We start from the raw sequence: 11,998 nt of genomic DNA, 5'->3' as shown, positions 1-11,998 counted from the left end.
TCCGTCGTTATCACACGTTGGTTTCTCACGAGATGCTTATTACTCCCCGTCCGATACTCCTTCTATGTCCTCTTCCGAGCGGCAGTTCACGCAGCTTTCTAGCGGTATTTCCGGCCTTGATTCGCTTCTCAGAGGCGGACTGGTGGAAGGGCGGCTCTATCTCGTTATCGGGCCGCCCGGAACCGGCAAAACACTGCTTGGCACGCAGTTTCTCGAAGCAGGACTTGAAGCCGGCGACGACGTGCTGTTCATTCATGCGGAGGAATCTGCGTCCGATCTGCGGGCGAACACTGCCGAACTCGGCATCGATATCAGCAACGCGACGTTTCTCGATGTCGGTCCCGACTCGGAGTTCTTCGAGGAGGCTGAGTCGTACGACGTGGTCAAGCCACGAGACGTTGAAGACGGGCACCTGATTTCGGATATCCGCGAGGCTATCGAGCGGGTTGACCCGGACCGCGTTCTCATCGACCCCATCACGCATTTCCAGTATCTCGAACCGACCGAGTACCAGTTTCGCAAGCGCGTCATCTCCTTCGCGCGCTTCCTGCAGGACAGGGAGACGACCGTGCTGGCGACCAAGACGCCGAGCAATCAGATGGACACGCAACTCAGGTCGCTCAGCGACGGCATCATCTCGCTCAGCTACGGCGACGAGAAGGCAGGTCGGCGGATTCGACTGCGCAAGCACCGCGGCATCGGCCAGCAGGACGGCTCACATGGGATGGAGATCCGCGACTCCGGCGTCGAAGTGTATCCGGCGCTCGAACCGGAACAGCGGACGCGGTCGTTCGACCCCACGCAGTTTTCCGCCGGGGTTCCGGAACTGGATTCGCTCCTCGATGGCGGACTCGAACGCGGAACAGTAACCATTCTTAGCGGCCCCTCCGGTGTCGGCAAGTCGACGACAGCGACGGAGTTTCTGGCTTCCGCAGCGGCAGACGGGTCCCCGGCGCTCGCGTACCTGTTCGATGAGTCAATCGACACGTTCAGCCACCGCTGTGAGACGTTCGGGATACCGCTCTCGGAGTTACGTGACGAGGGAACACTTCTCGTTGAGGAGGTCGAATCGCTGGCGCTGTCGCCCGAGGAGTTCGCAAACCGCGTCAAGACCCAGGCCGAGGAGCGTGGGGCCGAACTCGTAGTTATCGACGGCATCGCGGGCTACAAGAACGCGATCAAGCGCGGCCAAGACGACGTGGAACTGCGTCGGCGGCTCCACGCCCTGACACAGCAGCTCACGCGCGGGAACACGGCTGTAGTCCTGATCGACCAGCGCAGAGACGTGACCGGGCTGCACGAGCCGACGAGCGAGAACGTCAGCTACCTCGCTGACAACATCGTCTTCCAGAACTACATCGAGGTTGCGGGCGAACTCCAGCGTGTTGTCGGCGCACTAAAAAAGCGCGTCGGCGGGTTCGAAACCGTGCCTCGCCGGTTCGAGATAACCGCCGACGGCCTACAGGTCGGCGACCCCGTCTCAGGAATGCACGGCGTGTTTGAGGGCGTCCCTGAACAGCATGGCGACGGCAACAATCAGTCGTCCACTCACTAACCACCGATGGCTGACATCCAGTTACTGCTGGCCGGCGATGGCAACCGGGACGCGCTCGCCTCCGTCGTCGCCGAACACCACACGCCGATCACGGACGGCGAGTTCCGGGAGGCCGACCTCCACATCGTCGACGAGTCGTCGTTTCCGAAATACAGAGCAGCGATAGAACAGTACAAACACCGGGCAGATCCGGTGTTTTGCCCCGTGATTCTGGTCCGTCGTGAGGAGACCCCGGTCAGGATTGACCTCCCCGATATCGACGCTGCGGAACAGCCACTCGTCGTAAACGATATTGTGACAGCGCCGGTGGATACGCAGGCGCTCTTTCGGACTATCGCGAACCTCCTCGCGCGGCGCAGCCACACCGAAGACCTCGCCGAAAACCTCAGGGAGCAAAACAACGAACTCCGGCGGTTCAGAAACGCTGTCGAGCACGCGGGGCATGCGATTCTGATAACGAACACGAACGGTATCATCGAGTACGTTAACCCGGCGTTCGAGGAACTCACCGGATTCAGCGCTGAGGAAGCGATCGGTCGGACGCCGCGGATACTCAAATCCGGTGAGCAGGGCGAACAGTTCTACGAGCGGCTCTGGGACACAATCTGTCGCGGCGAGGTCTGGACGAGCGAGATTGTAAACGAGCGCAAGTCCGGCGAGCGGTTCATCCTCAATCAGACCATCGCCCCGATTCAGGACGCAGACGGGACGATACAGGGGTTCGTCGGGATTCAGAACGAAATCACCGGGCGTCGACTGCGCGAGCAACAGCTCACCGTGTTTCACCGGATTCTCCGCCACAATCTCCGGAACAACGGAACGACGATCAGCGGACGTGCAGATATTCTCTCAGAGCTAGTCGACGACGAGGACGCGCTTGCTCATCTTGAGACGATCAAAGGGAACGTTCAGTCCCTGCTCGATATTAGCGAGAAAGCCCACCACGTGCAGGAACTGCTCGCGGACTCAGTTACCGACGATGTCGAGCGCGAACTCGAAGCCGTCCTCAGTGATATCACAGACGGGCTGGCCGCAGCATATCCCGACGCCGAGTTCGTCGTCGAAAGCGACGTCACGTCGTCGACGATAGATGCAAAGGTTGTCCCGGCGTTGCAGGAACTCATCGAGAACGGTATCAAGCACTCTGACGCGTCGGCACCGCGAGTGACCATTCGGGCGGAGCGCCACGACACGACAGCGACAGTGACGGTGTCGGACAACGGGCCGGGCGTTCCGGACCAGGAGCGCCGGGTCATCGAAGCGGCGGAGGAAAAGCCGCTCGAACACGGGTCCGGGCTAGGGCTGTGGTTCGCGTACTGGCTTATCAGCTACGTCGGTGGCGATATCGACATTCAAACCGATGGTGACGGGACAAGTATCGCCGTGACAATGCCCGTGCGGTGACGACAACCACGCGTTCAGATGGCGACCCACGCCAGCACAATGACGGCCGCGCCGACTACTGTTGACCCGACGGCGTGCGTCCGGAGTTCGTCGAGCAGGTCGTGAGAGTGGTCGTGGAGTTCACAGACCTCATCGATCTCGCTGCCGGCTTCGCAGTTCGGCAGGAAGTCCATTGCAACGTGGAGGAAGATGCCAGCGGCGAACCCGAAGATGACCGCGTTGAGAAGCGCTGACTCCGGAACTGGCAGCAGCGCGGATGGGATCGCCGTCAGACCAACGCCAGCCGCGGGGAGCAACAGCGCCGTGGCGGACTTGTCGCTACGTCCGAGCCGCCGGGCGGCGGCGTAGCCGGCCGGCCCTTTGTGCGAGACGATGGCGAGGCCGAGCAGGATACCCAGGTCCGGCATCGAAGCGTAGACCAGCCCGATGACCAGTCCGGCCGAGAGCGCGTGGGCGGCGATAGCGATCGTGGTCATGTCGAAGGACGTCTCGATGTGGGTCAGTCGATGACCGATAGTGTGGGTGCCGTAGCCGGTGACCAGTCCGGCGGCGATGCCGACGCCGCCGATTCGTGCTGCGCCGGCCTGACCGCCCAGTCCCATCGCCTGCGGGACGAGGAACATGGCCGCCGACGTGACCATCGCACCGCTCGCGAGGCCGTAGCCCCAGACCAGTCGGTAGGGGTTCGTCTCGTCGGCCCGTGCACCGAGCCACGCGCCCAGTGCCATTGCTGCGAACGCGACCCAGGAGATAACGAGGACTTTCACAGCCCCACCGGTGACGGCGACGGCTGACAGGACCGCCAGACCGACGACACTTGCGATACCGGCGGCGGACACCCGTCCAGAGTTATTAAATACTGAGTTTGAGTTAATAGACATTATCTACATTCACCGGCCTGTTACCAATAAACCCATCGATGGCGGTTACCGGGTCGCCGACCGATAGTCGCCCCAGTCAAGGACACCGCCGTCCAGCGCTGACGGGTCTGCATCGCGGAGCGCCCAGAGAACCATTTCGGCGACTGACACTGGGTCGCGCCCGCCGTCACCGGAGAGGTCCGTCGCGACCTGTCCGGGGTCGACTGCGCCGACCGGCGTATCGAGGTCGGCCGCGAATCCGCGAGCAATAGCCTCTGCGGCAGCTTTCGAAACCGCGTAGGAGCCGTAGCCGGGCATTCCCTCGCGGGCGACGACACCCGTCGGGACGACGATTCGGGCATCCGGGCCGAGGTGCGGAACGGCTTCCCGGATCGTCGAGAACACGCCGCGGGCGTTCGTCCGGATATGGTCGTCGAAGGCAGTGTAGGATTCCTCGGTGAGCGGCGTCTCGCCGGCGGTGCCGTGGTAGACGCCGGCGTTGGCGACAACGTACTGTATTGCGCCTCCTTCCCGCATGGCAGTTTCGACCAGCCGTTCAACGTCGTACTCATCACGTACGTCCGTGCGAATCGCGGTCACGGAGCCACCAGCGTCCCGGATATCAGCTTCGACCCGCTCAAGCGCCTCGGCGTCGCGGGCACAGATGACCGTATGTGCGCCTGCACCCGCTACCGCGTGAGCTATCTGCTCGCCGATACCTCTACTCGCACCCGTGACGACAGCGGTCGCGCTGTCCATCGCTGGGACCATAGCGGTGGTACCGCTGCCAGCCACAAGGTCGTTGCTCTCACCGCAGTGGGGTGGGAGCGGTAGTCTCTTGTCGAACGCCCGCTACCGACCGGGCATGGACATCACGATTGCCGAGTCGACGGTCGAGGGGACGGCACAGGCACCGCCGTCGAAGAGTTACACCCACCGGGCGGTGCTGGCCGCGGGCTACGCGGACGGCGCAGTGGTCCACGACCCGCTCGTGAGCGCAGACACGAAGGCCACAATGCGAGCCGTCGAAGCATACGGCGGCAGTGTTTCGCTGGCTGAGGACGAGTCGACGGTCGAAGTGACGGGCTTCGACGGCCGGCCGGAGACGCCGGACGACGTGATCGACTGTGCCAACAGCGGGACGACGATGCGACTGGTCACCGCCACGGCCGCGCTGCAGGACGACCTCGCGGTGCTGACTGGTGACGAGTCTCTCCGGTCGCGCCCGCAGGGGCCGCTACTCGATGCTATCGGACAGCTGAATGGCGACGCCGAGTCGACCCGCCACAACGGGCAGGCCCCGCTGGTCGTCGGCGGCGGCATCGACGGCGGGGCAGTCGAAATCCCCGGCGACGTGTCCTCACAGTACATCACTGCGCTGTTGATGGCCGGAGCCGTCTCACCGGACGGCATCGACATCGACCTGACGACCGAGCTGAAGTCGTCACCGTACGTCGACATCACGCTGGAGGTGCTGGACGCGTTCGGCGTCGACGCCGAGAAGACCGACGCTGGCTTCACCGTCGACGGCGGCCAGACCTACGTCCCCGACGGCGGCGACTACAACGTCCCCGGGGACTTCTCGTCGATGAGCTACCTGCTCGCGGCCGGCGCGCTCGCCGCCGAGGACGGCCTGCAGGTCACGTCGGCGTTCCCGAGCGCGCAAGGTGACGCCGCCATCGTTGACATCCTCGACCGGATGGGGGCCGACCTCGACTGGGACGAGGAACACGGCGAAATCACCGTTTCACAGTCCGAGCTGACTGGCATCGAGGTCGGCGTCGAAGACACGCCGGACCTCCTGCCGACCATCGCGACGCTTGGGGCCGCTGCCGACGGCGTCACCCGGATTACCGACGCCGAGCACGTCCGGTACAAGGAGACTGACCGCGTGAGCGCGATGGCCGAGGAACTCACGAAGATGGGCGCGGAGGTCGAAGAACACCAGGACGAACTGTTCGTTTACGGCGCTGACAGCGACCTCGTCGGCACAACCGTGGAAGGCCGTGCGGACCACCGCATCATCATGTCGCTGGCCGTCGCCGGCCTCGTCGCCGACGGCGAAACGACGGTGACCGGCGCAGAACACGTTGACGTGTCCTTCCCTGACTTCTTCGACGTGCTCGACTCGCTTGGCGCTGCTGTCGAGCAATAGGGTATCGGGTCACCAGCAGGTCGGTTTTTGCAATGAAAGAGTATTACGTATCTGATAGATAAGTGCGCTTTTACGCGACGAAGAACATTCACAACACACGTTGTGAATCAAACGAGCGCTTCCGAACAGTCTACTGCGGACCCTACGACAGTCCTCTACGTCGATGACGACCAGTTGTTGCTTGATTTGCAGGCCGATATTGCCGACGAGCGCGAGGCAGTCGAACTAGTAACGACACCAAACACCGACCGGGCGATGACAGTGCTGGCCGACCGCGAGTTCAACTGCGTGGTGGTCGGACGCCGGCGCACTGCCTCGTCAGAGGGCAACTTCGCCCGTGCGGTCAACACGAAGTATCCGGACGTAACGCTGGTACGGTACACCTGGGAGCCCCGGCCTGACGACACAGATGAGGTGTTCGATGCGGTTTTCGAGAAACAGGTCAAGGGGGCGAAGACGGTGCAGTTCCTCGACCGGGTCAGGTGGCTCGACGACTGACGGGCGCATCTACAAGGTTCAAATGCCCGCAACCCCGACACCACTGTAATGAACGGCAACGAGTTCGGTCGTCTGTTCCGCATGACGACCTATGGCGAGTCTCACGGGGAGGCGATGGGCTGTACCGTCTCCGGCGTTCCGGCGGGCGTCGAACTCTCAGAGGAAGAGATACAGAAAGACCTCGACCGGCGCAAGCCCGGCCAGTCGATGATCACCACCTCCCGGGGCGAACCCGATAAGGTGACGATCAACTCCGGGATTCAGGACGGCTACACGACGGGGACGCCTATCGGGATGGTCATCCAGAACAAGGACGCCCGCTCGGGCAAGTACGAGCCCTTCATCACGGCCCCGCGGCCGTCTCATGGTGACTACACCTACTCCGCGAAGTTCGGGACCCGGAACTGGGGCGGCGGCGGTCGCTCCTCTGCCCGCGAGACCGTCAACTGGGTCGCTGCTGGCGGCGTCGCCAAGCAGGTCCTCGAACAGTCCGACTACGATGTCCAGATCAAGGCCCACGTGTGCCAGATCGGCGACGTCGAGGCTGGGCCGGTCACCTTCGAGGATATGCTCGAACACAGCGAGGAAAACGAGGTTCGCTGTGCTGACCCCGAGGCCGCCGAGGAGATGCGCGACGTGGCCGACCAGCACCAGAAGGAGGGCGACTCCATCGGCGGCGCGATTTACTTCGAGTGTCGCGGCGTCCCGTCCGGCCTCGGCGCACCCCGGTTCGATAGCTTCCCGTCCCGGCTCGGCCAGGCGATGTACTCCATTCCGGCGGTCAACGACTTCGAGTACGGCATCGGCCGCGAGGCCCGGACGACCAAGGGCAGTGAGTACACCGAGAACTGGGAGTTCGACGAAGACGGTCACCCCACGCCTGTCGGCAACGACCACGGCGGGATTCAGGGCGGCATCACGACCGGCCAGCCCATCTACGGCGAAGTGTCATGGCACGCGCCGGTGTCGATTCCAAAGACGCAGGAGACTGTCGACTGGGAGACCGGCGAAGGCAAGGAAATTACCGTTACCGGCCGCCACGACCCGGTCCTGCCGCCGCGGGCGGTCCCGGTCGTCGAGGCTATGCTCGCCTGTACGGTCCTTGACTTCATGCTCCTTGGCGGCCGCATCAATCCCGACCGACTCGACGGTCGGCCAGGCGAGTACGACACCGACTACCACCCGTCCAGCCCGCAGAACGACCCAGAGGACGCGGACACCCACGCAAAAACTATCGACGACGACTAACATGGACGCACAACAGGAGTCCAAGTCGAACCCGTTCGGGATGGACGAGGAGTGTCAGAACTGTCCCGCGCTGTGTGAGACGCGCGAGAACGTCGTCCACGGCTACGGTGACGTAGGGGCCGAGTTCATCGTTCTCGGCGATTCGCCCGCAGTCGGCGCTGACGAGTCCGGTCTCCCCTTTACCGGCGAGAACGAGCGCGAACTGCTCGACATCCTCGCCGCGGTCGATATGTGTTCGGACCCGGACGCCGACAGGCCGCAGCTACAGAACACCTTCCTGACGTACGTCACCCGTTGTCGCCATCCCGACAGGGAGGCGACCGACGAGGAAGTCGTCAACTGCGAGCCGTATCTCAACAGCGAGATACGGATGATCAACCCCGAGATCCTACTGCCGGTCGGACAACGGCCGCTCGAAGAATTGGCCTTCGAGTACACGACGATGAGCGAGGACGAACTCGACATTGAGGACCGCCACGCGACGACGATCCGCGGCCGCGGGTTCGAGATCCTCCCAATGATTCCGCCAAGCGAACAGACCGACGAACAGCGGACGGCGTTTCTGGAACACTTCAGCGAGACGCTTGGACAGGACTATCGGCAAACAAAGGGCCGACGCGGCCGGTAGTCAGGTGTCAGACTGGACTTCGGTCGCAGCAGCCTGAAGTAACTCTTTCGGGCTCGACACTGTCCCGTACTCCGTTGCTGCCTGTAGACGGTTCTCGGCGTCGTGGCGGTACTGGCTCGCCTGTGTCGACTCACCCTGTTCGCTGGCGTAGGTCATGCCGCTGAGCCATTCGGCGGCTTGCCAGAGGCAGGTCGCTTTCTTGCGTGCTCGTTCCGACCACTCGGTCAGCACGTCGTCGTTCGCTTCGCGAACAGCCGTCGTGAACTCCTCGACGCTGTCCTCGAAATCCGACGCGGCACTGTCGAACCCACCGCGAGCGAGCGCCAGCTCCCCGTCTTCGACGGTCGCCAGCGCATCCGATAGCTGGCGGCGCGCCTCACGGTACCGTGTGTAGCCGAGACGGTACGCCCGCTGTGCCGCCGCCGTCCCGGATAACGTGGCTTCGCGGTCGCAGTCGCGGCACACGACCTTCGGTTGCGGCTCTCCAAGCACCCGATACTCCGACCCACATCCATCACATCTGTAGGTCTGGGGTTGCTCCATATAGTTTCTATTAGTTATCAAGTATTCCTCACATCTTATAATTGTTCCGTGGCTACACCGGAACACAAGCGACTAATCACAGTCGGGCCGAGAAGACAGTATGACTACGGTAACTGTACTGGCTGACCCGCCAGTCGAAGGGTTCGTGTTACAGGATCTGGCGGGCGGCATCGTAGACGACGCCGAGGCCGCCGAGCTATACGAAGCCATGTTGCTCGATGTCTGTCGTGCGGTGGAGATCAGCGGTGCCGAGTTGTTAGTGAACTATCGACCTTCGGAACAGGTGCCAGACGGTGTCGACCCCGAGACCGCGGTTCGGGAGCCAGTGACAGAGGCGCTTGAATCACCGGGCAACGCCCGATTCGAGGTCCAAGTCGGGTCGACGTTCGCTGGTCGGGTCGGGAACACAGTGACGCACCTCCTTGACCGGGAAGACGTCGCAACCGTCGCCGCCGTCGAACCGACAGCGGCACTGTTGAACCGACAACTCATCGACAGCGCGGCGATGAAACTCCGGTCCAGCGGCGTGGTTCTTGGCCCCGCTGCGGGCGGCCGCGTCTACTACGCCGGGTTCGGCGAGCCGATAGATTTCGAGGACAGCTACGCCACCCCGACGGTCAAAACTATCGGCGAACGTGCTGGAGATGCCGGCCTCGACGTGGACTTTCTCCCGCCGTCAGCCGTCCTCGAAACGCGAGCAGATCTCGAAACCATCGTGCCGCTGCTCCGGGCCCGGAACCGGGCTGGTCGGGTCGTGCCGGTACGGACGACAGCGTTCCTCGATGACCTCGGAATACGTGTCATTGACGATGAGGGTTCGGCGACTGTGGTCAGAGAGACCGACAGGTCTTAGAAGGCCCACCGAATATGCTTGACTGCGGTGGGATGGCAGAGCGGCCTATTGCGCCTGCCTTGAAAGCAGGTATCCTCACGGATTCCTGGGTTCAAATCCCAGTCCCACCGTATTTTGCCACGAACAAACCGTGAGTGGCAAGTACGCCAGCTGGGATTTGAAGCCGACGAGTCGCAGCCCGCGCAACAGCGTGAGCAGGACCGTCTCGGCTCGGTTCAAATCCCAGTCCCACCGTATTGCTCCGAGCGAATACGCGAGGAGCCGTCGGTACACACTGGCGAGTTGAACCCTGCAAGTCCCAGCGCATGAACGCAGCACGTGTGACATCTTGCTCTGAATGACATCGAGACCAGTAGCAACAGACTACGTGGGTGACAGACGCCACCGCGAGGCTGACAGAATTCGCTGCCTTCCGATTCGTAAGGACAGTTTACCGGATCGAGGCAATCGGGCGGTTCTATGTCGGTGGTCTGGATTATATTTGAGTAATGGTACGTGAAGAGAGGTCCCCAGAGCAGCATCTTCCGAGCCTCCTCTCGGTCTGTGTCGTTGCTCTCCTCCTTGCAGCGACAGCGGCAGACCCTGCTGCTGCTGCACCACGACTGTTCGTGTCTGGCGCATCGAAAGAGGTAAACACGATACTGGCCGGTGAATCGGTAAACGTCACCGCAACGGTCAAGAACACCGGGAGCTCCGAGGGTGCGATGAGCGTTGAGTACGTGGCGAACGGAACGACGAAAGCAACCGAACGGGTAGCCGTCGATTCCGGGTCATCGGCAAAGCGGACACGGGCACTAACGTTTAACACACCTGGGACATATCAGATTACGGTCAAAAGTCCAAAACGGTCGGCTGGTACCGTTCAGGTCAAGAAAGCGACTGCGATGACGATACGACAGGATGCGACTAGCCGACAGACCGAGGTCCGTGGCGGCGCGGTTCCAACGACGAAGCCATACGAAGTCGAGATGCCGAGCGCGATGAACCGGACGTTCACGGTCCAGTCATGGACTGTAAACGCATCCCAGCGGTCGTTCACACAGAACGTAACCGAGTACACAGACCCCGCGGACGCAGACATCGCGGTACCCGATAACGACGATGCATCGGTGTTCGGTGTGGTTACCGTTGGCTCGTCAGCAGGGGTTCAGCCGTCGTCGATGCAGTTCGTGTTGAACCGCTCGAACCTCCAGTCGGCCGGGATCGATGCTTCGGCGGTCCGCGTGTATCACCGTGTGAACGGGTCATGGCAAGCCGCTGAAACGAGCGTTGTTGAGGAGCGGACTGATCAAGTCGTATACGAAGCGGACACGGCGGGCGCATCGGCCTATGCGATTGGGAAGATCGAGCCTGCATTCAGCATCACGCGAACCTCAGTCGTCAGCGAGCAGGCTCCTGAGGGGCAACGGGTCGTCGTTGAAGCGACGGTCGCCAACGACGGCAGTATCGAGGGCCCCTACGACGCACAGATGCGGGTGGACGATGCGGTCGTCAACCAGACCTCGGTGACTGTGCCAGCGGACACCGAACAGACGGTGACGCTGTCGACGGTCGTGACGACGCCGGGGACGTTCCAGATCAAGTTCAACGATGTCAACGCCGGCGAGATTCAGGTAACCGAGAGCCAGGTCCAGACCGACGGAAACGGCGGCGCTGAACCAGAAACGGAACCGACGGGAACAGAGCCAGCGATCCAGACTGAACCCGCGGTTGACGGTGACGGCGGACTCGGCCCGCTTCCGGCGACAGTCATGGGTATCAGCACGATGCTGGTCATCGGCGGACTCCTCGGTGCGTTGCTGCTGTTCGGTGTCGTTATCGCGCTCCTCCGACGGGGTGGCAGCCGGAACGACAGCGGCTTCGAACTGTAGGCGGGGAGAGAAACCCTTTTTGTGCCAGTGTCCAGAGACTCGCGTATGGATTGGCCACACGATCCGGACGGCGAGGAAGGAAGCGAGGGCCGGCGCAAGTACGGTCACGCTGTGCTGGCGAAGAAAGTCGATGAGGACGAAGACTTCCCACTGACCGCCGAGGAGTACGTCGAACAGTACGGAGACCACCCGGTTCGGATCGATTACGAGACGGTCGTCAGCGTGGCGGACATCTTCGAATACGTCGATCAAGAGGAGTTCGAGGACTTCCCGGACTTCCACAAATCGCTTGGGCGCGCGCTGCGCGAGGCGGACTGGTGGCCGTACAGACTCGAACAGGCCTGATTGTGTAGTGTGTGGGCACGACACATACTTGTGGGTGG

Annotated in this window: 12 protein-coding genes and 1 tRNA gene; 10 read left to right on the top strand and 3 right to left on the bottom strand. The window is 62.4% G+C overall.

What is annotated here, in order from left to right:
* Positions 1 to 64 precede the first annotated feature (64 nt).
* Together RR_RS04620 and RR_RS04615 are read left to right on the top strand one after the other, a co-directional pair.
* Entirely contained in the window at positions 65 to 1,555 is a 1,491-nt protein-coding gene (locus RR_RS04620; RefSeq protein ID WP_011222838.1) for an ATPase domain-containing protein, read from the top strand.
* 6 nt (positions 1,556 to 1,561) lie between these two features.
* Positions 1,562 to 2,959 (top strand): PAS domain S-box protein, encoded by a 1,398-nt coding sequence (locus RR_RS04615; protein WP_011222837.1) that lies wholly within the window; start codon positions 1,562 to 1,564, stop codon positions 2,957 to 2,959.
* 14 nt (positions 2,960 to 2,973) lie between these two features.
* Here RR_RS04615 and RR_RS04610 read toward each other — a convergent pair whose 3' ends face one another.
* Both RR_RS04610 and RR_RS04605 read right to left on the bottom strand, forming a co-directional pair.
* Positions 2,974 to 3,840 carry a ZIP family metal transporter gene (locus RR_RS04610; RefSeq protein ID WP_011222836.1) on the bottom strand — a complete coding sequence of 289 codons (867 nt, stop codon included), beginning with the start codon at positions 3,838 to 3,840 and terminating at the stop codon, positions 2,974 to 2,976.
* A gap of 45 nt (positions 3,841 to 3,885) precedes the next feature.
* On the bottom strand, positions 3,886 to 4,590 hold the full coding sequence (locus RR_RS04605) for an SDR family NAD(P)-dependent oxidoreductase (RefSeq protein WP_011222835.1): 705 nt from the start codon (positions 4,588 to 4,590) through the stop codon (positions 3,886 to 3,888).
* A 94-nt stretch (positions 4,591 to 4,684) separates the two neighbouring features.
* Here RR_RS04605 and aroA point away from each other — a divergent pair, with 94 nt between their 5' ends.
* The 4 genes from aroA (at position 4,685) to RR_RS04585 (ending at position 8,348) form a co-directional block, all read left to right on the top strand.
* Positions 4,685 to 5,974, top strand: coding sequence for a 3-phosphoshikimate 1-carboxyvinyltransferase (aroA, locus tag RR_RS04600; RefSeq protein ID WP_011222834.1), 1,290 nt, complete (start codon positions 4,685 to 4,687; stop codon positions 5,972 to 5,974).
* A 102-nt stretch (positions 5,975 to 6,076) separates the two neighbouring features.
* Positions 6,077 to 6,472, top strand: coding sequence for a hypothetical protein (locus RR_RS04595; protein WP_049938682.1), 396 nt, complete (start codon positions 6,077 to 6,079; stop codon positions 6,470 to 6,472).
* Between the two features lie 48 nt (positions 6,473 to 6,520).
* Positions 6,521 to 7,720: a chorismate synthase gene (aroC, locus tag RR_RS04590; RefSeq protein ID WP_004516749.1), complete on the top strand. Its 1,200-nt coding sequence runs from the start codon at positions 6,521 to 6,523 to the stop codon at positions 7,718 to 7,720.
* Between the two features lies 1 nt (position 7,721).
* A complete protein-coding gene (locus RR_RS04585; RefSeq protein ID WP_004963190.1) occupies positions 7,722 to 8,348 on the top strand; it encodes a uracil-DNA glycosylase in 627 nt (208 codons plus the stop codon).
* Here RR_RS04585 and RR_RS04580 read toward each other — a convergent pair whose 3' ends face one another.
* Positions 8,349 to 8,891, bottom strand: coding sequence for a hypothetical protein (locus RR_RS04580; RefSeq protein WP_011222832.1), 543 nt, complete (start codon positions 8,889 to 8,891; stop codon positions 8,349 to 8,351).
* Positions 8,892 to 8,991: 100 nt separating this feature from the next.
* Between RR_RS04580 and RR_RS04575 the strand changes: the two genes are divergently transcribed.
* The 4 genes from RR_RS04575 (at position 8,992) to RR_RS04560 (ending at position 11,960) form a co-directional block, all read left to right on the top strand.
* Entirely contained in the window at positions 8,992 to 9,744 is a 753-nt protein-coding gene (locus RR_RS04575; RefSeq protein WP_011222831.1) for a hypothetical protein, read from the top strand.
* A gap of 26 nt (positions 9,745 to 9,770) precedes the next feature.
* Positions 9,771 to 9,854 (top strand) — tRNA-Ser (locus tag RR_RS04570).
* Between the two features lie 498 nt (positions 9,855 to 10,352).
* A complete protein-coding gene (locus RR_RS04565) occupies positions 10,353 to 11,615 on the top strand; it encodes a PGF-pre-PGF domain-containing protein (RefSeq protein WP_049939128.1) in 1,263 nt (420 codons plus the stop codon).
* A gap of 45 nt (positions 11,616 to 11,660) precedes the next feature.
* On the top strand, positions 11,661 to 11,960 hold the full coding sequence (locus RR_RS04560; protein ID WP_004593490.1) for a DUF5785 family protein: 300 nt from the start codon (positions 11,661 to 11,663) through the stop codon (positions 11,958 to 11,960).
* Positions 11,961 to 11,998 lie beyond the last annotated feature (38 nt).

This window comes from Haloarcula marismortui ATCC 43049 (assembly GCF_000011085.1).
Taxonomy (GTDB): Archaea; Halobacteriota; Halobacteria; order Halobacteriales; family Haloarculaceae; genus Haloarcula; species Haloarcula marismortui.
The sequence above is the reverse complement of the archived record's forward strand: the minus strand, read 5'-3'. Positions and strand labels throughout refer to the sequence as shown.

What these genes read in the sequence shown, in the direction of transcription:
- aroA (WP_011222834.1), top strand. Translation starts at nt 4,685, where the DNA reads ATGGACATCACGATTGCCGAGTCGACGGTCGAGGGGACGGCACAGGCA.
- RR_RS04620 (WP_011222838.1), top strand. Translation starts at nt 65, where the DNA reads ATGTCCTCTTCCGAGCGGCAGTTCACGCAGCTTTCTAGCGGTATTTCC.
- RR_RS04605 (WP_011222835.1), bottom strand. Translation starts at nt 4,590, where the DNA reads ATGGTCCCAGCGATGGACAGCGCGACCGCTGTCGTCACGGGTGCGAGT.
- RR_RS04575 (WP_011222831.1), top strand. Translation starts at nt 8,992, where the DNA reads ATGACTACGGTAACTGTACTGGCTGACCCGCCAGTCGAAGGGTTCGTG.
- RR_RS04615 (WP_011222837.1), top strand. Translation starts at nt 1,562, where the DNA reads ATGGCTGACATCCAGTTACTGCTGGCCGGCGATGGCAACCGGGACGCG.
- RR_RS04585 (WP_004963190.1), top strand. Translation starts at nt 7,722, where the DNA reads ATGGACGCACAACAGGAGTCCAAGTCGAACCCGTTCGGGATGGACGAG.
- RR_RS04560 (WP_004593490.1), top strand. Translation starts at nt 11,661, where the DNA reads ATGGATTGGCCACACGATCCGGACGGCGAGGAAGGAAGCGAGGGCCGG.
- aroC (WP_004516749.1), top strand. Translation starts at nt 6,521, where the DNA reads ATGAACGGCAACGAGTTCGGTCGTCTGTTCCGCATGACGACCTATGGC.
- RR_RS04580 (WP_011222832.1), bottom strand. Translation starts at nt 8,891, where the DNA reads ATGGAGCAACCCCAGACCTACAGATGTGATGGATGTGGGTCGGAGTAT.
- RR_RS04610 (WP_011222836.1), bottom strand. Translation starts at nt 3,840, where the DNA reads ATGTCTATTAACTCAAACTCAGTATTTAATAACTCTGGACGGGTGTCC.